The sequence below is a fragment of the Tahibacter amnicola genome (genome assembly GCF_025398735.1).
Taxonomy (GTDB): Bacteria; Pseudomonadota; Gammaproteobacteria; order Xanthomonadales; family Rhodanobacteraceae; genus Tahibacter; species Tahibacter amnicola.
Genome location: NZ_CP104694.1, coordinates 1,125,287 through 1,146,504, shown reverse-complemented (window position 1 = coordinate 1,146,504; position 21,218 = coordinate 1,125,287). Strand labels below are relative to the sequence as shown.

The 21,218-nt window shown below is 66.2% G+C and carries 19 protein-coding genes; 12 read left to right on the top strand and 7 right to left on the bottom strand.

The window, feature by feature from the left end:
- Positions 1 to 108 precede the first annotated feature (108 nt).
- The 5 genes from N4264_RS04770 (at position 109) to N4264_RS04750 (ending at position 4,293) form a co-directional block, all read left to right on the top strand.
- Positions 109 to 882, top strand: coding sequence for a GntR family transcriptional regulator (locus tag N4264_RS04770; RefSeq protein WP_261695928.1), 774 nt, complete (start codon positions 109 to 111; stop codon positions 880 to 882).
- Positions 883 to 912: 30 nt separating this feature from the next.
- On the top strand, positions 913 to 1,953 hold the full coding sequence (locus tag N4264_RS04765) for an SIS domain-containing protein (protein ID WP_261695927.1): 1,041 nt from the start codon (positions 913 to 915) through the stop codon (positions 1,951 to 1,953).
- Positions 1,953 to 3,137 carry an N-acetylglucosamine-6-phosphate deacetylase gene (nagA, locus tag N4264_RS04760; RefSeq protein WP_261695926.1) on the top strand — a complete coding sequence of 395 codons (1,185 nt, stop codon included), beginning with the start codon at positions 1,953 to 1,955 and terminating at the stop codon, positions 3,135 to 3,137. The genes N4264_RS04765 and nagA overlap by 1 nt, the downstream gene beginning before the upstream one ends.
- A 198-nt stretch (positions 3,138 to 3,335) precedes the next feature.
- A complete protein-coding gene (locus N4264_RS04755) occupies positions 3,336 to 3,752 on the top strand; it encodes a hypothetical protein (protein ID WP_261695925.1) in 417 nt (138 codons plus the stop codon).
- Positions 3,753 to 3,798: 46 nt separating this feature from the next.
- Complete coding sequence (locus N4264_RS04750) at positions 3,799 to 4,293, top strand: GreA/GreB family elongation factor (RefSeq protein WP_261695924.1); 495 nt, start codon at positions 3,799 to 3,801, stop codon at positions 4,291 to 4,293.
- Here N4264_RS04750 and N4264_RS04745 read toward each other — a convergent pair.
- The 3 genes from N4264_RS04745 to N4264_RS04735 all read right to left on the bottom strand — a co-directional run bounded on the left by N4264_RS04745 (position 4,281) and on the right by N4264_RS04735 (position 9,248).
- Positions 4,281 to 6,851 carry a GAF domain-containing protein gene (locus tag N4264_RS04745; protein WP_261695923.1) on the bottom strand — a complete coding sequence of 857 codons (2,571 nt, stop codon included), beginning with the start codon at positions 6,849 to 6,851 and terminating at the stop codon, positions 4,281 to 4,283. The genes N4264_RS04750 and N4264_RS04745 overlap by 13 nt on opposite strands.
- Before the next feature lie 119 nt (positions 6,852 to 6,970).
- Complete coding sequence (locus tag N4264_RS04740; RefSeq protein ID WP_261695922.1) at positions 6,971 to 8,242, bottom strand: chondroitinase-B domain-containing protein; 1,272 nt, start codon at positions 8,240 to 8,242, stop codon at positions 6,971 to 6,973.
- Between the two features lie 97 nt (positions 8,243 to 8,339).
- Positions 8,340 to 9,248 carry an AraC family transcriptional regulator gene (locus tag N4264_RS04735; protein ID WP_261695921.1) on the bottom strand — a complete coding sequence of 303 codons (909 nt, stop codon included), beginning with the start codon at positions 9,246 to 9,248 and terminating at the stop codon, positions 8,340 to 8,342.
- A gap of 182 nt (positions 9,249 to 9,430) precedes the next feature.
- Here N4264_RS04735 and N4264_RS04730 point away from each other — a divergent pair, with 182 nt between their 5' ends.
- Positions 9,431 to 10,417: an aldo/keto reductase gene (locus N4264_RS04730; protein ID WP_261697576.1), complete on the top strand. Its 987-nt coding sequence runs from the start codon at positions 9,431 to 9,433 to the stop codon at positions 10,415 to 10,417.
- Between the two features lie 98 nt (positions 10,418 to 10,515).
- Positions 10,516 to 11,517 carry a bifunctional helix-turn-helix transcriptional regulator/GNAT family N-acetyltransferase gene (locus N4264_RS04725; RefSeq protein WP_261695920.1) on the top strand — a complete coding sequence of 334 codons (1,002 nt, stop codon included), beginning with the start codon at positions 10,516 to 10,518 and terminating at the stop codon, positions 11,515 to 11,517.
- A 9-nt stretch (positions 11,518 to 11,526) separates the two neighbouring features.
- On the opposite strand, the gene N4264_RS04720 is transcribed toward N4264_RS04725, so the two are convergent.
- Entirely contained in the window at positions 11,527 to 12,069 is a 543-nt protein-coding gene (locus N4264_RS04720) for an SgcJ/EcaC family oxidoreductase (RefSeq protein ID WP_261695919.1), read from the bottom strand.
- A 223-nt stretch (positions 12,070 to 12,292) separates the two neighbouring features.
- Positions 12,293 to 13,276, bottom strand: coding sequence for an IS5 family transposase (locus tag N4264_RS04715; protein ID WP_261692799.1), 984 nt, complete (start codon positions 13,274 to 13,276; stop codon positions 12,293 to 12,295).
- A gap of 250 nt (positions 13,277 to 13,526) precedes the next feature.
- Here N4264_RS04715 and N4264_RS04710 point away from each other — a divergent pair, with 250 nt between their 5' ends.
- From N4264_RS04710 to N4264_RS04700, 3 genes are all read left to right on the top strand, one after another.
- On the top strand, positions 13,527 to 14,969 hold the full coding sequence (locus N4264_RS04710) for an insecticidal delta-endotoxin domain-containing protein (protein ID WP_261695918.1): 1,443 nt from the start codon (positions 13,527 to 13,529) through the stop codon (positions 14,967 to 14,969).
- 144 nt (positions 14,970 to 15,113) lie between these two features.
- Positions 15,114 to 16,457: an MATE family efflux transporter gene (locus tag N4264_RS04705; protein WP_261695917.1), complete on the top strand. Its 1,344-nt coding sequence runs from the start codon at positions 15,114 to 15,116 to the stop codon at positions 16,455 to 16,457.
- 82 nt (positions 16,458 to 16,539) lie between these two features.
- Complete coding sequence (locus N4264_RS04700; RefSeq protein ID WP_261695916.1) at positions 16,540 to 17,469, top strand: DMT family transporter; 930 nt, start codon at positions 16,540 to 16,542, stop codon at positions 17,467 to 17,469.
- Here N4264_RS04700 and N4264_RS04695 read toward each other — a convergent pair.
- A complete protein-coding gene (locus N4264_RS04695) occupies positions 17,452 to 18,411 on the bottom strand; it encodes a LysR substrate-binding domain-containing protein (RefSeq protein WP_343231988.1) in 960 nt (319 codons plus the stop codon). The two genes, N4264_RS04700 and N4264_RS04695, sit on opposite strands and share 18 nt — an antisense overlap.
- 131 nt (positions 18,412 to 18,542) lie before the next feature.
- On the opposite strand from N4264_RS04695, the gene N4264_RS04690 reads away from it, so the two are divergent.
- Positions 18,543 to 19,139, top strand: coding sequence for an FMN-dependent NADH-azoreductase (locus N4264_RS04690; RefSeq protein ID WP_261695915.1), 597 nt, complete (start codon positions 18,543 to 18,545; stop codon positions 19,137 to 19,139).
- A 44-nt stretch (positions 19,140 to 19,183) separates the two neighbouring features.
- On the opposite strand, the gene N4264_RS04685 is transcribed toward N4264_RS04690, so the two are convergent.
- Positions 19,184 to 20,416, bottom strand: coding sequence for a hypothetical protein (locus N4264_RS04685; protein WP_261695914.1), 1,233 nt, complete (start codon positions 20,414 to 20,416; stop codon positions 19,184 to 19,186).
- Positions 20,417 to 20,838: 422 nt separating this feature from the next.
- Here N4264_RS04685 and N4264_RS04680 point away from each other — a divergent pair, with 422 nt between their 5' ends.
- Positions 20,839 to 21,210 carry a four-helix bundle copper-binding protein gene (locus N4264_RS04680; RefSeq protein WP_261695913.1) on the top strand — a complete coding sequence of 124 codons (372 nt, stop codon included), beginning with the start codon at positions 20,839 to 20,841 and terminating at the stop codon, positions 21,208 to 21,210.
- Positions 21,211 to 21,218: the final 8 nt, after the last annotated feature.

Here is a 21,218-nt window from a genome sequence, read left to right as displayed (position 1 = left end):
CCGCGTAATAGTGGGCAATTCCGGAGTTGATGGACGGCTCGGCCTTGCGAGCTGGGCCGCCCAACCGCGCCACTTTACGCAGTGGTATCTGACTGGTATTGTCGCCTCATGAGCCCGAACCTCCTCAGCACCTGGAAACGCCTGAGCGACGAACCGACCAGCCAGCGTGACCTGGCCTGGGTACGCGTGCGTCACCTGATCGAGCGCGCGATCGGCGATGGCGACCTCAATCCCGGCTCGGCACTGCCGAGCGAACGTGACCTGGCTGAACTGCTCGGCCTGTCGCGCGTGACGGTGCGGCGCGCCATCAGCGCCCTGGTTCATGATGGCGTGCTGATCCAGCGGCACGGCGCCGGCACCTTCGTCGCCGGCCGCATTGTGAAATCCTTTTCGCGCCTCACCAGTTTCAGCGACGACCTGCGCGCCCGCGGCATGCGGCCCCGCTCGGTGTTTCTGGAACGCAGCGTGGGCGAAGCGAATCCGGAAGAGACCATGGCACTGTCGCTGTCGCCCGGGGCCCGGGTGTGCCGCATCTATCGCCTGCGCTACGCCGGCGACCAGCCCCTGGCGATTGAACGTACCGCGGTGCCGCAGTCGATGCTGCCGGATCCGCAACTGGTCGCCGCTTCGCTCTATGAAACCCTCGACAAATACGGCTGCCGCCCGCAGCGGGCGCTGCAGCGCCTGCGCGCGGTGAACTTCGACGCCGAGCAGGCCGCACAGCTGCGCGTGGCGGTCGGCGCCGCCGGCCTTCTGATCGAACGGCGCAGTTTTCTCGACGATGGCCGCGTGGTCGAGTTCACCTGTTCCTGGTATCGCGGCGACGCCTACGACTTCGTCGCCGAGCTCACCGGTGACGATGCGATCGCCCGCGATCGCTGAGCCATCGACTCCTCCCCTGCCGGAATCGCCATGAGCCTGCCCCAGCCCGAAGACACCCTGATGTTCCGCGAGGCGCAGGAAGCCGCCGACCGCATCGCCGACCAGTTGCAGCGCAACGCAGCCGCCGTGGAGGCACTCGGAGCGCGACTGCGGTCTGCGCCGCCGCGCTTTATCGTCACGTGCGCGCGCGGCAGCTCCGACCATGCCGCCACGTTTGCCAAGTACCTGTTTGAAACCGAGCTGGGCATCACCACCGCATCGGCATCGCCCTCGGTCAGCTCGGTCTATGAAGCGGCGCAACGCCTGGAAGGCGCCCTGTTCGTGGCGATTTCCCAGTCGGGCAAGAGTCCGGACCTGGTCAGCCACGCACGCGCCGCGGCGGCAGCCGGCGCCCATGTCGTCGCCCTGGTCAACCAGGTGGAATCGCCACTGGCCGCTGCGGCCCACACGGTGATCCCCCTCCTGGCCGGCATCGAACGCAGCGTCGCGGCGACCAAGAGCTACCTCTGCTCGCTTTCTGCACTTCTGCATATCGCCGCAACGTGGAAAGGCAGCGACACCCTGGCGCAGGCACTGCACGCGGTACCGTCAGCGATGGCCCGCGCCTGGAACGCCGACTGGTCACCCCTGGTCGAGCAACTGACCGGGGCGCGCAACCTGTTCGTGCTCGGTCGCGGACTGGGCCTGGCCGCCGCGCAGGAGGCGGCCCTGAAGTTCAAGGAAGCCACGGGCCTGCACGCGGAAGCCTTCAGTGCCGCGGAAGTCAGGCACGGCCCGATGGCGCTGGTCGGCGCGGACTTTCCGGTGCTGGTATTCGCGCAGAACGATGCCACCCTCCCCGGCACGCTCGCCGTCGCCCGGGAATTCCGCGAGCGCGGTGCCACGGTGCTGGTCGCCGCACCCGGCGACCCGCCCGGCACCCATCTTCCGCTCGGCGGCGACGTCCATCCGGCCTGCGCACCACTCGTCACCGTACGCAACTTCTACCGCGCCGCCAACGCATTGGCACTGCGGCGCGGGCACAATCCGGACCTTCCTCCCCACCTGAACAAGGTCACGGAAACGGTCTGATGACGAGCGACACCCGCACTACGGCGCTGATCGGCGCACGCATCCTCGGCGAATCGGGTTTCATTGACGATCACGCCGTCCTCCATGCCGATGGGCGCATCATTGCAGTGGTGCCGCAGGACGACTGGCGGGTCGCCCGGGCGACCCCGCAGGCGCTACACGGTGAATACCTGGTGCCGGGCTTCATCGATTGCCAGGTCAACGGCGGCGGCGACGCGCTCTTCAACGCATCGCCCACGGTCGACACGATCCGCCGGATTGGCGCCGCTCACCGGCAGTTCGGGACAACCGGCTTCCTGCCGACCCTGATCAGCGACGACAAAGACGTCATGCAGGCCGCCATTGCCGCGGTGGCGGACGCTATCCGGCAGGGCGTGCCCGGCGTGCTCGGCATTCACCTGGAAGGGCCGTACCTGTCCACGGCGCGGCGCGGCGCGCACGATGCGAGCAAGTTTCACCGGCCGGATGACAGCGACCTCGACTGGCTGGCCACCCCGACGGGCGGATGCACGGTCCTGACGCTGGCACCGGAGGAACTGGATGCGCCCCTGCTGCGCCGCATCGCGGACCGCGGCATCCTCCTGTGTGCCGGCCACACGGCCGCCACCTATGCGCAGACCCGCGCCGGGCTCGCCAACGGGGTGCGCGGGTTCACCCATCTGTTCAATGCCATGACGCCACTGACCAGCCGCGAGCCCGGCGTGGTCGGTGCGGCACTGGAAGACCCCGACAGCTGGTGCGGCATCATCGCGGACGGCCATCACGTGCATCCGGCCAGCCTGCGGATTGCGCTCGCGGCAAAACCACGCGGCAAGGTGTTCCTGGTGACTGACGCGATGCCGCCGGTCGGCGGCGTGCAGACGTCTTTCCACCTGGGCGGCCAGGCCGTCGAGACCGTCGGGGGCATCTGCCGCAACGCCGACGGCAGCCTGGCCGGTTCCGCCCTCGACATGGCGTCGGCCGTACGCAACAGCGTGCGGGAGCTCGGCCAGCCGCTCGAGGAGGCGTTGCGCATGGCCTCGGCCTATCCGGCGGAATTCCTGGGCATCGCCGCAACACGCGGCCGCATCGCTACCGGCCAGGCCGCCGATTTCGCCAGCCTGGATGCGGACCTGGCCGTGACGGGCACGTGGATCAACGGCCAGTTCGCGCCGGCCATCCCTGCAGTCCAACAACAATCGTGACGGCCTCTGCGAATTCGCGGGAAGTAGCGTCAACCCGACCTATTTCCGCTTGATTCGCGCCATTTTCGCGCTAACGTGGGTACCGCGACACAGCGCCGGGCCGGCCGTCGCGCCGGCCGACCGTCGGAGCGGATCGCCGGTAGTGCCAACACATCCGGCTGGCGGCAGGACATCACATTCCCCATGCCCGGAGGGTTGATGCATAGCCTGATCGCAATCGCCCTGTTTGCCGCCTTGCCGTCGGGCACCGTGACCTACAAGTGCCGCGACGCCGAGGGCAACTGGACCGCCCAGGCCTGTCTGGTGCCGCCGCCCACGCGGCTGGAAACGCCATACCTGCGCTACCAGCGCGAACGCCAGCTCGTCGAGCGCGCGCGGCGCGCGGTGCGCGACAAATTATCAATGTACTGCTTCCGGCTCGACCCGAAAGCCTCGGTGTACGACTGCGTCGATTCGCAGATGCTCGCCTACGATGTGATCAATCGGCTGGCGCGCGACCTCGGCCCCATCTCGCCCGACAGTGCACGCCTGGCCGGCTGCATGACGCACCATCGCGATGCACGCAGCGACGTCACCGATTACCGTCGCGCAATGGAGTGCTACTTCGCCCGCTGAGGTGATGCGGACTTGAAATGGCAGCGCGCATCGCCACCTCCAGATCATGAGCCGCGCCTTCGTCAAAGAATCCGAACCGGACACACTGTTGCCGGAAATCCCGATCAGCGAGCATCCCAACCGGATGACACCGCGCGGCCTGGCACGCCTGACCGAGCGACTGGAAACCGTGCGCAGCGAGCTGGGCGCACACGCCTCGGCAACGGACACGCTGCCCGACGCGGCTGCCATCAACGCATTGGAACGCGAGCAGCGCTGGCTGGAAGCGCGTATCGCCAGCGCCACCGTCGTCGACCTGTCACACCAGCCGCGCGACCGCGTCGCCTTCGGCGCCACCGTTGATGTCGTCGACGAGGACGGCCACGAAGCGACCTATCGCATCGTGGGCGAAGACGAGTCGGACGCCGAGCATGGCGTCGTCAGCTGGGTATCGCCCCTGGCCAAGGCCGTGATCGGTGCGCGCGTCGGCGACGAGGTGACCTGGCGCCGCCCGGCCGGCGACCGCCGGCTGGAAGTGGTGGCCATCCGCTACGAGGGCTGAGCGGGGTCATTGGCCCGTGAAGCGGCCGTTTCCATCTGGGGCTTTTCGGGCCCGCCATTGATCGGCAGGCACAAGGTGAAGGTGGTGCCTTTGCCGACGGCACTGGCCACGTCAATGCTGCCGCCGTGCTTCTGCACGATTCCATAGGCGACCGAAAGCCCCAGCCCGGTGCCGACACCGACCGGCTTGGTCGTGAAGAACGGCTCGAAGATGCGCCCCAGGTTGGTCGATTCGATGCCCTTGCCGGTGTCGGAGAACGACAGGCGCACGTATTCGTCGTCGCAATCGGTACGGATCGTGATCGTGCCGCGGGTCTCCATCGCGTGGGCGGCATTGACCAGCAGGTTCATGAACACCTGGTTGAGCTGGAATGGCAGGCAGCGGATCGGCGGCAGCTGGCCGTAGTGCTTCACCACATCGGCGCGGTACTTCAGTTCGTGCGCCACGACATTGAGCGTGCTTTCGATGCCCTGGTGGATATCGACCACTTCCCACTCGGCCTCGTCCTGGTGCGAAAACTCCTTGAGGTCGCGGACGATCTTCTCCACGCGCGTGATGCCTTCGAGCGACTCGGCCAGCAGCTGGCCGGTGTCGTCGAGCAGGAACTTCAGGTCGATGCTGCGCTTGATCGCCTCGAGCTGGATACGTTCGGGATGATCCTCCGGCAAGGTGTTCTCGAACTGCCGGTACACCCGCAGCAGGGCGAAGATGTCCTCGATGTAGCGGCGCAGGCTGTCCAGGTTGGAGTGGACATAGGCGATCGGATTGTTGATCTCGTGCGCCACGCCCGCCGCCAGCAGGCCAACCGAGGCCATCTTCTCCGACTGGAGCAGCTGGCTCTGGGCGCCGGCCAGCTTCTGGTTGAGTGATTCGAGTTCGCTGTTGCGCTGCTGCAGCGCCACTTCCATGCGTTCGCGCTCGGCGATCTGGCGGATCAGTTCCGCCGTCCGCGCGATGACGCGTTTTTCCAGTTCCACGTTGGCCAGTTTCAGGGCCTCGGCGGCGCGTTTGCGCTCCAGGCTGTTGGCCACCTGGTAGGAGACAAAGGTCAGCAGTTCCTGGTCACGCGCGGTGTAGCGTTTTTCCGGCGAATAGCTCTGCACCACCAGGACACCCACGGTGCGCTCGGCACAGATGAGCGGCACGCCGAGCCAGCAGACCGTGGCGCTCGCGCCCGCCTTCGAGAGTTCTCCGCGTTCGTGCAGCTCGGTGACCCGCTGGATCATCACCGGATCGTTCATGTCGGCCAGGAAGGGCTTGCCGGTGCGCAGCACATACTCGGTCACGCCCTTCCCGGGCGTGCGCGGTGCGGGCCGCGGGTCACGCTCGTCCACCCAGTAGACGAAATGCAGCATGCTGCGATCGTCGGAAAGCAGCGCAATGTAGAAATTGCGCGATTCGAGCAATTCACCGACGACCGCATGAACCGCGGCGAAGAATTCGTCCAGGTTGCTCGCGGAGCTGGCCAGCTCGGCGATCTGGAACAAGGCGGCCTGCAGCCGCTCCCCGCGCTTGCGCTCCTGCACTTCGAGGGTGAGCGCATGCGTACGTTCAAGCACGCCGCGCTCCAGCTCCTCACGCACCTGGCGCCGCTCCAGTGCAGTGAGGATATGACTGGCGACGAACTCGAGCAGCGTGCGGTCTTCGGCGGTGTAGCGCTCGTGCTCCTTATAGCTCTGCACGACCAGCGCGCCGCGCACGACCGGACCGTTGTGCATGGGGACGCCCAGCCAGTCGACACTTTCCGGCCCCAGCGTCCGCAGCGGACCGGATACCTGCCGGCGCATCTCCTCGGTCGACCCCATCAGCGGCTTGCCGTCGCGGATGAGGTACCAGGTCAGCCCCTGCTTGAGATCTTCCTCCATCGACTCTTCGGCGGTCGGATCCTGCCAGTTGCTGTCGTTCACGTCCGCGAAATAGGCAAAGCGGATGGTGTCCCGCACGGGATCGTGCAGGGCGATGTAGAAGTTCTCCGCGTACATCAACCCGGCGACGATCTGGTGGATCTGCCGCAGCATGTCCGTCATTTCCAGGTCGGAACTGGCCGTATCTGCAATAGCGAACAGGGCCCGCTGGAGCCGCTCGGCCTTTTGCGCCCACAGCACGGCGCGCCGCAGGTGTTCGCGTTCGAGCACGCTGGTAACAAAGGGGGCCGCTGCGAGAAAAAACACCCCCAGGGCATCGCGCAGTGCCGGCGTACCCGCGTTCCGGGCCAGCAGGACGGCACATTCGCCACTGACGCCTTGCACGGCATAAACCACGTGCGCATCGTCACCGTTGGGATCACCCGGCGCGACGCGGGCCGCCCTTTCGATCAGCGCTTCCTCCTCGGCGCTCAGCGCAACGGCCGGATAGTGGGCGCGCTCCGACGGCCAGTCCAGCGACCAGACGACGACCAGCTCGGCACCCGGCGCACGCTGGCTGCCCTCGTCGACCAGACGCTCCACCAGCGTTGCCATGTCGGGGACACCCAGCAGGGCCTGCGCCAATGCGCCGGCCATCGCGGCACCGGGATCCGGTACGGTCGATTCGTCGGGCGTCAGGCGGGGCTGGGTCATCGCGAGCAGTCTAGAGGGTGCGTCGTGCCTTGGACAGAAGGTGCCGGCTCGTCCCTATCGGTCCAACGGCGACGCTTCGCTTCCACAAAGCGTGCCAGCCGTTGCGGTGAAACGCGCGCTCATTCGAAATCATCGACGAACAGGCGATCGGGTCGGCCGCCGCCCACGTCGGTCAGGCAGGTCGCGGCCGGGTCGTATTCCAGGGCACCGATATCCGGCTGCCCGTCGCTGCGGACGGCGCCGCATAAGTCATCCGTCACCAACGGCGCCGCGACGCCCAGGTCCACCAGGCTGCCGCCGTTACGCAAACCGAAATCCGCATTGGCCGGATCAGTGAACCATGCATTGAACGAGGCCGTGCTGACCTGGGTGAGATTGCCGCTGCTGGTGCCGGTACCACCGTCACGGTAACGGATGAGCCCGGCGAGGACGTTGTTCCGAAGATCCGCGGTCGAGGCGGCAAAGCGCACGTCGATACCCGTAGTGGCGTAGAGCGTGTTGTGCTGGATGCGCGAATTCGCCGCGCGGTTCAGATAGATGCCGACGTCGTTGCAGGCCAGGATCAGGTTGTTCCGCAGGATGCCGTTCTGGTGCTCGGGCGTGCAGGTTCCATCTTCGCAGATGCTGTTGGGCGAGGTTCCGCCACCCCCCAGCGAAAGCCCCAGGCGCACGCCGCCGGTGGTCAGGTGGCTGCAGCGCACCAGGTTGCGCTCGAATACACCATCGCGCGAATTGCCCTTGAAAAAGGCCGCGTAGCTGATCGTGTCGCCACCGCCCTTCTCGTAGTCGCTGATCGTGTTGGCGCGCACCACCCAGCGCCGGCCGCCGACGACGTCGATCTTGGTCACCGGCTGCACGGTGTTGCGTGCCCGCGTGTCGTAGAAACGGTTGCCCTCGATCAGCACGTCGTCCGGGTACTGGTACACGCCACCGATGGGACTGCCGTTGCTCTTGATCTGCGCGTTGAAGTCGCGCACGACGTTATTGCGAAGCACCGCGAATTCCGCGTTGCCGAACAGGTGGAAGGCGTGCTCGCATTCGTTGTCGGTTGCGCAGGCGCCTTCGATGTCCAGCCCCTCGAACTGCCAGTGGGGGGCGCTCAGCTTGAAGCCTTCGGCGTAGCCGCCGGGATTGCTGAAACGGATGAGCACGCTGCGCGGTTGCGCGGCACGCACCCGGATTGGCAAGGCGGCTGAACCCACCGCCGTGCAGTTGAGATTGCCGTCGACCACATAGGTGCCGGCAGCCAGCACGATGTCGTCACCGGCCGTCGCATTCTGGATGGCCTGGCGCAGGCCGCTGACGTTGCTGACCGGCACCGTCCCGGCACGGACCAGCGGCATCGCCAGCAGCGCAACCAGGAATGCCACGCCCTGCCGGAAACTGCTCATCGGTGCCTCATCGCGCTGCGCTGCCGTCGTTGGCGCGACTATAAAACTGCCACCCGCACCGATGTGGTGAACCAACGCAAATACGGTGCTCCGGGCGTCAGATTTCGCCCGAAACGCGCAGCTGCCCCACTTCGCGCCGCGGCGGCGCACCGAACATTCGCCGGTATTCGCGGCTGAACTGGGACGGGCTTTCATAACCGACACGGTGGGCTGCACTGGCGGCCTCCAGCCCTTCCGCCAGCATCAGGCGTCGCGCCTCGTGCAGGCGCAGCCGTTTCTGGTACTGCAGCGGTGACAGCGACGTCACTGCCTTGAAACGGTGATGCAGGGCCGAGGGACTCATGTGTGCCACCTGCGCCAGCTCTTCGATGCGTAGCGGCTCGGCGTAGCGATGCTTGAGCAGACCGATCGCCCGGGCGATCCGGTGCGCATGCCCTTCCATACCGGTGGCGTCGCTCAGGCGATGCCCCTGCTCGCCGACCAGGACGCGGTAGCACACCTCACGCAGGACCAACGGCGCCAGGACGGGAATGTCGGACGGCGCGTCGAGCAGGCCGACCAGGCGCACGACGGCGTCGAGCAGGGCCGCATCCACCCGCGCCACGAACAACCCGCGTGCATCCGGTACGGACGGCCGGCGCGCCGCGGTTTCCGGCGCCAGCGCCAGCACTTCCGCCGGATCGAACTCGATCCGCAGGCACAGGTAGGGCTCCTCCGGCGTTGCCTTGATGATCTGGCCGACCACCGGCAAGGTGACCGACACGACGAGGTAGTTCATGGCGTCATAGACGAAGGTTTCCTGGCCGAGCAGCGCGTGCTTGCGGCCCTGTACCACCAGGCAGAGGCTGGGCTGGTAGACCGACGGCAGGGGCAGCGACGGCTCGCTCGCCCGGATCAGCGACAGCGATGGCACGGCGGTAGCGTGGATGCCGTCGGTATCCACCTGGCCGAGGATCCGGCGACGCAGGCCGGCCAGGGCGTCGGTGGCGGCGAAGTCACTGGGCATGGAGCACATTCCGGCAGGACAGTGCGGCGATTATGCAATCGTGCCCCGCAGTTCCAGGCATGCCGTTCGCCAGTCCTGCAGGAACAGGCAAGTTTCGGACAGCATCGAGCTAACGTCGCCGCGGCGCGGGCCACTAGCCTGTCGCTCCCGTCCGACCATCCGGAGACTCCATGACTGCTTCCATTCCCCGTCGCGCACTCGGCCGCCAGGGCCTGTCGGTATCGGCCATCGGCCTTGGCTGCATGGGCATGTCCGACTTCTACGGCCCCGCCGACGAGGCAGCCAATCTCGCCGTGCTGCATGGCGCGCTTGATCGCGGAATCGACTTCCTCGATACCGCCGACATGTACGGCTGCGGTGAGAACGAGCGGCTGCTGGGCAAGGTGCTCGCCACGCGGCGCCACGCGATAACGCTCGCGACCAAGTTCGGCAATGTGCGCGGGCCGGCTGGCGAATACCTCGGCATCGACGGCACGCCCGATTACGTGCGCAAGGCCTGCGACGCGAGCCTGCAGCGGCTGGGCGTCGACCACATCGACCTCTACTACCAGCACCGCATCGACCCGAAGGTTCCGGTCGAGGAAACCATCGGCGCGATGGCGCGTCTGGTGGAAGCCGGCAAGGTGCGCTTCCTCGGCATTTCCGAAGCATCCGGCGCCACCCTGCGGCGCGCCGCGGGCGTACATCCGATCAGCGCACTGCAGAGCGAGTTCTCCCTGTGGACCCGCGAGGTCACCGCCGATGCCCTGCCCGTCTGCCGCGAACTGGGCATCGGTTTCGTCGCCTACAGCCCGCTGGGACGCGGATTCCTGACCGGTGCGATCCGTTCCGTCGACGGGCTGGCGGAGAACGACTGGCGCCGCAGCAATCCGCGTTTCGAAACCGATGCGCTCGCGCACAACCTCGCCCTGGTCGACGCCGTCACGGCGATCGCCGAGGAACGCGGCTGCACACCGGCACAACTGGCCCTGGCCTGGCTGCTGGCCCAGGGCGAGGACGTCGTGCCGATTCCGGGTACACGTCGCCTCGCCCGGCTCGACGAGAATGCCGGCGCGCTGCAGCTGCGTCTGGGTGAGGACGACCTGGCACGCATCGCCGCTGCGATCGGCGGGCACGCCGTCGTCGGCACGCGCTATGCCGCTGCGCACATGCCGCTGGTGAACGCCTGACCCGCGCCGCTTCCCCGTCGCTACCGGGCGGGGAAGCGGTTGCGTCCGGCTCGGTTCCGATTTATGTTAGTACTTACGTAAATACTGGAACAGCTGCCGTGGAATTTCTCGCCGATCTGGGCCTGCTGGCCCTGGGCAGTCGCATGAAGGCCCTGAGTGACCGTCTGTATGGCATCGCCGACGAGGTGTACCGGCTGCGCGGATGCCCGGTGCAGGGCCGCTGGTTCCCGCTGCTGCGCCTTCTGCACGACAAGGGCCCGCAAACGGTCGGCGCGATCGCCGCAGCAATCGGGCAGACCCATTCGGCCGTCAGCCAGCTCGCCGACAAACTGGTCAGGGAAGATTGGCTGACGGTTGTTCCCGGTGAATCCGACCGGCGCTGCCGCTACCTGGCGTTGACAGACAAAGCCCGCGACGCGATCCGCGAGGCACGACCGGCGTGGCGCGCCCTCATCGAGGAACTGGGCGAGCGCTGTGCGTCAGCCGACGTCGACATTCTCCAGGCGCTCGCTCGCTTCGAAGGTGTGCTGGACGAGGGCCTGGCGGGACGCGTTGCCGAGCGCTGTTCCGCGACGGACGCAGCGCAGGTGCGCATCGAAGGGTTCCAGCCCGCACTGCGCGAACACTTCTACCGCCTCAACGCCGACTGGCTGCGCAAGTACTTCTACCTGGAAGAGATCGACCATCGCGTGCTGTCGCAGCCGGAGACGGAAATCCTCGCCGGCGGCGGCGAAATCTTCTTCGCCCTGATCGGCGAGACGGTCGTGGGCACCTGCGCCCTGCTGCAGGAATCCGCAGGTACGTTCGAACTCACCAAGATGGCCGTGGATGAGCGCTACCAGGGGCGCGGCATCGGACGCAAACTGCTCGCTGCCGCCATCGCCGCGTTCCAGAAGCGCGGCGGCAAAACGCTGTTCCTCGAATCGAGCACACGCCTGAAGCCGGCGCTGGCGCTGTACGAAAGCATGGGCTTCGTGCACCAGCCGGCGCTCAAGCCGGATTCGCACTACTCGCGCTCGGATGTCTACATGATCTGGCAGGCGCCGGCCGCGCCACGCCGACGTCGGCGCGCCGCCGACCGCATGGCCGACGGCGCGTAGATCGTTCCGTCACTTCTCGGGCATGGCCGATGAGTGGTGATGCGTGATCAGCCAGCGGCCGCCGATCAGCGCATAGAAATAGCTGTAGCGGGCTTTGACTTCCGTATTGTCGCCGAACCTGAAGGTATACAAACCCACATCCTGCGCAACGTTGCATCCCGTGCGGATCCAGCGACGGTCGATCGTTCCACTCGGCCGCTTGGCCAGAAAGTGCACGAAATACTCGCGCATTTCCGCGTGATTGGAGCGTGGCTGGTTCGACAACGTGGGCAGCAGCACGCCGTCGGCGGCGTAGTTGGCGACAACCTTGTTCGGATCACCCGTCTTCAGCGAGTCATTCCAGCGATCGAACAGCGCGATGACTTCCGCCTGGCGCGGCACGACGCAATTGGCGGCGGACGTCTCCACCGGAGCGACCGGCGCGGCCTCTGCCGGCGCGGGGGCCGGCGGCGCGGCCTGGGCGCCGGCGGCATCCGGGCGCGTCGCGGAACCGGCGCATCCGAGCAACAACAGGGGCACAAGCACGGCGACCGTCTTCTTCAGGGTTCTCACGGGATACTCCCATTGGCTGGTTTGAGAAGATCTCTTGCCGGCCGCCGGCACGATGATGCCCGGAGCGCGCCTACTGCTGTGGCCGGTACGCCTAGGGAAAGTCTGAACAAGCCTCGAAAACTGCTTGTCTGAAGACTCGGTCGCATGCCGGTGGTGATGAAAATCGGTTCAGAGCGAACGAGATTGCTTTGCAAAGGCTGCAAATAGCAGCCTTTTTAACGCGCTATGCCACCTTCGGACGCAACTCGCCCGTCATCGCCAGCAATCGCTTTCGCGCCATCCACAGATTCGATAGCGCGAACAGCGTCAGGATCTGCGCCGTGTTCTTCGCCAGTCCCTTGAAGCGCACCTTCACGTAGCCGAACTGACGCTTCACGACACGGAACGGGTGCTCCACGCGCGCGCGAATACTCGCCTTGCGCTTCTCCGCTTTCTCGATCGCACGCTTCTGGCGTCCTTCCGGCATTGCCTTCACGCTGCTGCGTCGACGAGCAATCTGCCAGTCCAATCCTCGGCGCGACGAATGCTTGTCCGCGCCCGTGTAACCGGCATCGGCATAGACCACGCTTTCCTTGCCGTGCAGCAGATACTCCGCTTCATTCACATCCGCTTCGTTCGCTGCGGTTGTCGTCACCGTGTGCACCAGTCCGGAGTCGACATCCACGCCAATGTGCGCCTTCATGCCGAAGAACCACTCATTCCCCTTCTTCGTCTGATGCATCTCCGGATCTCGTTCACCTCCGGCGTTCTTCGTCGAGCTCGGTGCTGCGATGATCGTGGCGTCCACCATCGTTCCGCGCTTGAGCATCAGCCCTTTGCGCGACAGATAGCCGTTCACTCGAGCCAGAATCTCGGCACCCAGCTCGTAGGTTTCCAGCAACCTCCGGAAATTGAGAATCGTCGTCTCGTCCGGGATCGGCTTCGTCAACGATAGGCTCGCGAACTGGCGCATCGACGCGATCTCGTACAGCGCTTCTTCCATCGCCGGGTCGCTCAGCCCGAACCAGTTCTGCATCAGATGAATCTTCAGCATCACCTTCAGCGGATACGGTCGCCGCCCATTGCCAGCCTTCGGATACACCGGCTCGATCAAGTTCAGCAGGATCGTCCAGGGAATAACCTGCTCCATCTCTGCCAGAAACACCTCGCGGCGGGTCCGTTTGCGCTTGCTCGCATACTCGGAGTCGCCGAAGCTCATCTGGTCCATGCGCGTGCCTTTGTGTGGGAGGGTACTATCTCAACACAATCGGGTCGGACTTGTTCAGACCTTCCCTAGCATAAGCCATGCGGGTGCACCGGGCGACTACATCCACTATGCGCCAGTTTCCATTGTATACGCCGGCTGGCGCGACTATAGTGCCCGGCGCGCTGTCCGAAAGCGCTTCCCAGGAGACGCTCATGAGTACCGGTAATGGTGCATCAGTCGTTGCTGTCCCTTCGCCCTCCGCCCCCCGCCGATGTCCGCACTCGATCCTGCCAAGGGCCAGCTGGCGCTCGGCGTCACGGTCGCGCTCGGCATTGAATCGGATTTTGACTACAACAACGCCGCGCGCGTGGTGATCACCACTGCACTCGGCGAGATCCCGGCCGTCGGCGCACTGCTCAGTGCACTGGTCGACATCTTCTGGCCCAGCCCGACGGTCGATGTCTGGGCCATGGTGGAAGCACGCGTGGAGGCGCTGGTAAACCAGAAGATCGCCGAACGCGTGTGGCAACAGGTATCGGAAGCCCTGGCCGGACTGCAGAACGTGCTCGACGACTACATCTACGCCGCACAGAACTTCCCCAATGACCCGCGCTACATTTCCGAGAAGTACAACGTCGCCCAGGGACACTTCCTGCACGACCTCCCGGCATTCCAGTCAAAGGGCTATGAGCTCCTCCTGCTGCCTCTGTTCGCGCAGTTCGCCAACCTGCACCTGGGCCTGATGCGCGACGGCGTCGCCTTCGGCGCCCAGTGGGGCTGGGGACCGGAGATCATCGCGCGCGTGAAGCAACAGCTGGTCGAGGCCATCGGCTCGTACACCGCCTACACGGACAAGATCTATACGTCGGCGCTGGAACAGCGCAAGGCGCAGGCGCCGAGCAACCCGGCCAAGACCGAACCGTTCAACTACGTCAACCGCTTCGTGCGCGAGATGACCCTGACGGTCAACGACTTCCGCGCCATGTGGCAGTACTACGACATTTCGAAGTATCCGACGCCGCCGGCGATCTACCTCGACCGCGAAATCTACTCCGATGCCGTCGGTACCTCGCACGACTCCGCCTTCACCCTGCCCACGCAACCGCCGACGCTGCCCATCAGCCGCGTCATCGTCTGGGGCTGGGACCGCATCGATGCGGCGGAGGTCGACTATCCGCCCAACGGCGGGCCCGATGGCCGCAGTACGACCGGGCGCATGGGCAACAGCAGCGGCGGCAGCAATATGCCGCCGCATGGTGGCTCGTTCGATACGACGCGCAATCCGATCACCCTGGTACGCGCACGCACCGGCGACATCCTCAACGCCCTGTGGTTCCAGTTCAAGGACGGCAGCTGGAGCAACAAGCTTGGCGGCAACTATCCCGGCGGCGGCGACCACGATTTCACCTATCCGGGCGAAATTCTCTCCAGCATCAAGATCATGGGCGTGAGCCGCTTCTACGGCAGCGCGAACTGCGCGGTGTTCGGCTTCAAGTTCGAACACAAGCCCCAGCCCAGCGCCGAGTTGCTACAACGGATGTATCGCACCTCGCCCGAAGCCGTCTCGCCCACCGAGCTGGCGCGGCGCCTCGGTGCTTCGGAGCAGACGGTCCGTGACGTGGCCGCGTGGGCCGAACAGAATCACTGGTCGCTGGCGCGCGAGCAGCACTGGCAGCTGCTCGCGGCACGGGTGAATCGACGCGAAACGCACTGACGCACGCGGGCTTGCCCACGGGGACGTGGCTGCCGCCGCGCCCCCGTGGTGTCAACGGCGCAGTTGTCAGGACATGCGCCGTCATGGCTCATCCGGCGAACGACGTACAATGGCTGTTACGCGTTCGATAGGGAGTGCCCCGCGGTGAAAGACCTGACTCAGGGGTCCATTCGTCGTCATATCCTGGAAATGGCTGCACCGCTGGCCGCCGGGATGATGGTGCAGATGCTGTATTTCCTGGTGGATCTGTATTTCGTCGCCCGCCTCGGCGACGCCGCACTCGCGGGCGTCAGCACGGCGGGCAACATCATGTTTCTCATCCTGGGCCTGACCACGATGCTCGGCGCGGGCACGGTCGCACTGATCGCGCATGCGGTGGGGCGTAAGGATCCCGCCGACGCCAATCTCATCTTCAACCAGTCCCTCGTGCTGGCGGTCATCTGCGCGCTCGTGACACTGGCCGTCGGCTATGGGTTCGGCGGACGCTACATGCACTCCGTCGGCGCCGATGCGGCGACCACGGCACGGGGTATCGAGTACCTGCTCTGGTATACGCCAGGACTGGCAATGCAGTTCGCATTGGTGGCAATGAGCTCGGCGCTGCGCGGCACGGGCATCGTAAAACCGGCAATGGTCGTACAGATGCTCACGGTCGTGCTGAACATCATCCTCGCGCCGGTGCTGATCGCCGGCTGGGGCACCGGATACGCCATGGGCGTGGCCGGCGCGGGCCTGGCCAGCTCGCTGGCGATCGCCGTCGGCGTGATCATGCTGGCCGTCTACTTCGTGAAACTGGAAAAGTACGTCCACTTCTCCTGGGCACTGGCGCGCCCGCACCTGGGAACCTGGAAGCGCCTGCTGTTGATAGGCCTGCCCGCCGGCGGCGAGTTTGCGCTCGTTTTCGTCTACATGGGCGTGATCTACTGGATCATCAAACAGTTCGGCGCCGCGGCCCAGGCCGGCTTCGGCATCGGCACGCGCGTGATGCAGGCGATCTTCCTGCCGGCCATGGCCATCGCCTTCGCGGTCGCGCCCATCGCCGGCCAGAATTTCGGCGCCCGCCAGATCGCCCGCGTGCACGAGACGTTCCGCTCAGCCGCCCTGCTCGGGGCCGTGGTCATGCTGACGCTGACGCTGCTGGCCCAGTGGCGCCCGCAATGGCTTATCAGCGCCTTCACCACCGAGGCCGACGTGACGGCGGTCGGCGTGGATTTCCTGCGCATCATTTCCTGGAATTTCGTGGCGTCGGGCTTTGTCTTCACCTGCTCGAGCCTGTTCCAGGGGCTGGGCAACACGTTGCCCTCATTGCTGAGCACCGGCACGCGCCTGATCAGTTTCGTGCTCCCGGCGATCTGGCTGTCCACGCAGCCGGGATTCCGCCTGGAGCACGTGTGGTACCTGTCTGTCGCCACGGTCGCCCTGCAGGCGGTCGTCAGCTACTTCATGGCGCGGGACCAGCTGCGCCGCCGCGCACCGCTGCCCGCCTGACGCACGGCGCTGATCATCGCGCTGCACCTTGCGTAGCGCACCACCGTAGCGGGACCTGACCGGCAGCACCACATCCCTCGCCATGAATCGTCCTTCCTCCGCGGCAGAGGCCGCCCTTTCAGCCGCCGTACCACTCAATGCCCGGCATGGTCTTGCGCTGGCCGCGATTGCCGCCGTCTTCTTCTCGGCCAAGGCCATCATTGCCAAGCTGCTGTACCGCCACGGCGTCGATGCGGTACTGGTGCTCACCCTGCGCATGGTGTTGGCCGCCCCCTTCTTCGCGGCTGTCGCGGCGTGGCAGTTCCGCCACGCGCCGCCGTTGACGCGCCGCGACTACGCCCTGATCGGCGTGCTCGGACTGATGGGCTATTACCTGTCGAGCTTTCTCGACTTCCTCGGCCTGCAATACATCAGCGCCGGCCTGGAACGCCTGATCCTGTTCCTGACCCCGTCCATCGTGCTGCTGATTGCCGCGACCGTGATGCGGCGACGCATCGAGCGCCACCAGTGGCTTGCACTGGTCGTTGCCTACCTGGGCATCGTGCTCGTCTTCGTGCAGGACCTGCGCCTGGGTGGCGACGGCGTCTGGCTGGGCGGCGCGCTGGTGTTCGGTTCCGCCGTCGCCTATGCGATCTATCTCACCGGCACGGGCGAGCTCGTCAGCCGCGTGGGTTCGACACGGCTGGTTGCCTACGCGATGTGCGTGTCCACCGGCGCCTGCGTCGCGCAGTTCCTCGTGCTGCGACCGATCGAAGCGCTCGCTGTTTCGTGCGAGGTGTACGGACTGTCGCTGCTCAATGCCGTGTTCTGCACCGTGCTGCCGGTGTTCCTGACGATGGCCGCCGTTGCGCGCGTGGGCGCGCCCGCCGTGTCGCAAACCGGCATGATCGGGCCGGTATCGACCGTATTCCTCGGCGCGTTGATCCTGGACGAACCCGTTACCGGACTGCAGCTGGCCGGCAGCGCGCTGGTGATGGGCGGCATGTACCTGCTGTCACGCGGACGCCGGTGACGCGAGGTCCGCCTCGCGTTCGTCGCATTCGCGCCGGCGTTCGGTCACCACCGGCGGCACGCGCTCCACCAGGAAGTCGATCAGCGCCCGCACCGACGGCAGCAGGCCCCGCCGCGATGCGTAGACAATGTGGAATATCCCTTCCGGCGGACGCCACAGCGGCACCACGCGTTCCAGCTCGCCGCGCGCCAGTTCGGCGGCGCAGACGATCTCCGGCAGCAGCACGATGCCCTGACCCGCCAGGGCCGACGCCAGCAATACGTTGAAATCGCCGCAACGCAGCCTCGGTTCGTGGTCGATCTTCGCCGTTTCGCCATCGGGTCCGACCAGGGTCCAGGTTTGCACCGCGTCGTGCTCGATCATGCTCAGGCTGGCGTGGCCCTGCAGGTCGGAGGGATGGGCCGGGCGCCCGTGCTTCGTCAGGTAACCGGGGCTGGCGACCAGATGGCCGCGCTTTTGCCCCAAGGTGCGGATGACCAGCTCGGCGTCGGTATCCAGTTGCGGACGCACGCGCAGCGCGACGTCGATTCCCTCGCCGATCACATCCACGCGCCGGTTGCTCACGATCATCTGCAATTGCACCTGCGGATAGGCGGCGAGAAATTCGGGCAGCAACGGCGCCAGGATGCTCTGCGCCGGCTCGACCGGGCAGCTCAGTCGCACGAGGCCGCGCGGGGCGGCCCGCTGCACGTCCACCGCCTCTTCCGCGGCCTGCGCCTGGGCCAGCATCGCGCGGCTGTGGCGGACGACTTCCTGGCCCACGTCCGTGACCGCGAATCGCCGTGTCGACCGCTGCAACAGGCGCACGCCGAGGTCTTCTTCCAGCTGGGCAATGCGCCGGCTCAGTCGCGACTTGGGCATGCCCAGCGCGCGTCCGGCGGCGGCGAATCCACCGTGATCCACCACGGCAACGAAGTAGGCGAGGTCGTTAAGGTCGCGCACGAGCGTTCCACCTATAGGACGATATGTCCGATTCTAGCCGTCTACCGGCCTATTCGCCTCACCCATAGGATGATCTCACCCGCCGCCCATCGCCTGAACCGGTACTGCGCGGCTCCTGACCGGAGACATCCATGAAACTCCTGCACCTGGATTCCAGCCCCCTTGGCGCCTACTCGGTGACGCGCGAACTGAGCGCCGCCGTCGTGACCCGCTGGCTCGCGGCCAATGGGCCGGCGGAAGTGACCTACCGCGACCTGGCAGCGGACGCATTGCCGCACTGGGCTCCCGTCGCGGCCACGGGCGATGCCGCCAATTCCGCCGAAGCCGACCGTAACGAAGCGGTGCTGCAGGAATTCCTGGCTGCGGACGTCATCGTGATCGGCGCGCCCATGTACAACTTCGGCGTGCCCAGCCAGCTCAAGGCCTGGATCGACCGCATCGCGGTAGCCGGCAGGACATTCCGCTACACCGCCGAGGGCCCGCTTGGCCTGGTGAATGGGAAGCGTGTGATCGTGGTGTCTTCGCGCGGCGGCTACTACGCCGGCACCGCCAACAGCAGCGCCGATTTCCAGGAAAGCTACCTGCGCCAGGTGCTGGGCTTCATCGGCATCACGCACGTCGAATTCGTTCGCGCCGAAGGCGTCGGCATCGGTCCTGACCAGCGCGCCTCGGCCATCGCCGCTGCGCACGCGACGATTGCCGAACAGACCCTGCCACTGGCGGCGTGAACGGACGGGGCGGCCAGAATCGGCCGCCCCTTTCCTCGTCGTGCTCAGTCCACGGTGAAGCTGGCCCGCGTATTGGCACCGAAGTTCACGCCGTTGATCTCGCGGAACCGCACGGTGATCACATCGCCCTGCTGCACCAGCACACCCGTCACGTTGTCGCCCGACGGCGAGGGCCACGTACCCGGCGTATACGTTGCGCACAATGCGGTATCCACCCCGTTCACGCGGACGCACGCCACCAGCTGGGAACCCGCCGCGGGCTGCTGGTCCGGCAGGATGTAGAAATTCCGCAGGTTGCCCGTACGCGGCGCCGGGGCGCTGTTGCGGGCTTCCTCGCCGGTTGATCCGCCAATGCTGAAGATTTCACTGGCCGCCGGCACGTAGGGCTCGGCCGTGATCACGATGGCGCCGGTGTTGACCGGGCCGGCATAGTCGAAGCTGGCACGCACGTTGGCGCCCGAATTCACGCCATTGGTTTCGGTGAAATGCACGGTGATCACGTCCCCCTGGGCGACGTTGACGGAGCCAGTGCTGACGGTCGGATCCGGCCAGTCGGCATCGACATAGGATGCGCACAGCGGCGTATCGATGCCGTTCTTGCGCAGGCAGGCCTGAATGCGCGAGCCGGCAGCCGGCTGCAGGTTCGGCAGCAGGTACAGGTGCTGGATCGTACCGGCGCGCGGCGCGACGGCGCGATTGCGCGGTTCATCGCCCGCGGTGCTGCCGATGCTGTAGGTGTCGCCGCTGGCAACCAGGAAGGGCTCGCCGGTGATCACCGCCGAATGCGAAGGTGCCGGCACTTCAAAGCCGTCCGCGAACAGGATATCGGACGTCCAGGTCGGCGGTGCGATCTGGAAGCTGGCGCGGATATTGGCGCCACTGTTCTGGTTGCCGGTTTCGGTGAAATGCACGGTGATCACATCGCCACGCGCAATGCTGACGGTGTTGACCAGATTGCTGCGAACGCCGGGAAAGTCGGTGCTGGTGTAGGTGGCGCACAGGTTCGTATCGACACCGTTGAGGCGCACGCATGCCGTGACGATGGCGCCTGGCGTCGGCGCCATGTTCGCGATCAGGTGCAGGTTCTGCGCGGTGCCTCCCACGGGCGAGGCAACGCGATTGCGCGCTTCCTCGCCCGAGGAACTGCCGATACTGAAGGTTTCCGAGTTCGCCACCACGAACGCATCGGCCGTAATGACGACCGAATCGGCGGCAGCCAGCGGCGGGTACACGAGGCAAGCAAGCGTAACGAGGGCACAGGACAGTAGGGATTTCATGCTTCGACTCCTTCGATAGGGCGCTGGTGTGCAAGACACCCGAATCCCGTCAGCGTCGTCGTTCGCGGCGGCGCCGCGCCGAACGACTGAGCGCCAACTGCGATACCTGTGCCAGCGCCTGCTGAACCCGCTGCGGCCCGTTGCCCGGCATACAGCGTGGTGAAAGCGGGGTGATTGCCCGATCGGCGCGCCGCTGCCGTGAAAGGAGCGGCCGACGCCCCGGTTCTCGCTATCGCTGACGTAGCTGCCACAGCCCTTTCGATAACAGATTCATCGCACTGCCGTAACGCATCGGGCGCGCTCGACGAGCCCGACCGTCGCGCGGCACGGGATCTGCAGCGCCGTCCGAAGAACCGCTGAGGATGAGCGATCGCGGCCTTTCCGCGCCACCGGCCTCGGCCCGAACCAGAAGGAACACGCCGATGAATTCCCCATCGACTCGCGACGCCGCCCGCTGCATCCAGGATTGCCTGACCTGCTTTCGCACGTGCCTGGCGGCGGCCATGAACTTTTGCCTGGAGGCGGGCGGCCGGCACATCGCGCCGGTTCATATCCGCCTGATGACCGGCTGTGCGGACGTGTGCCGCACCACCGCCGCCTATCTGCTCAGCAGTACACCGTTCTACGAGGAACTCTGCCGCGCCTGCGCGGCGGTGTGCGAAGCCTGCGCCGCGGATTGCGACTCCGTCGGCAAGATGGACGACTGCGCCGAAGCGTGCCGGCGTTGCGCGGAAAGCTGCCGCCAGATGGTGGCCGAGGAGGTCGGGCAGACGGCCGAACCGATGCCTGCCTGAAGCCGGGA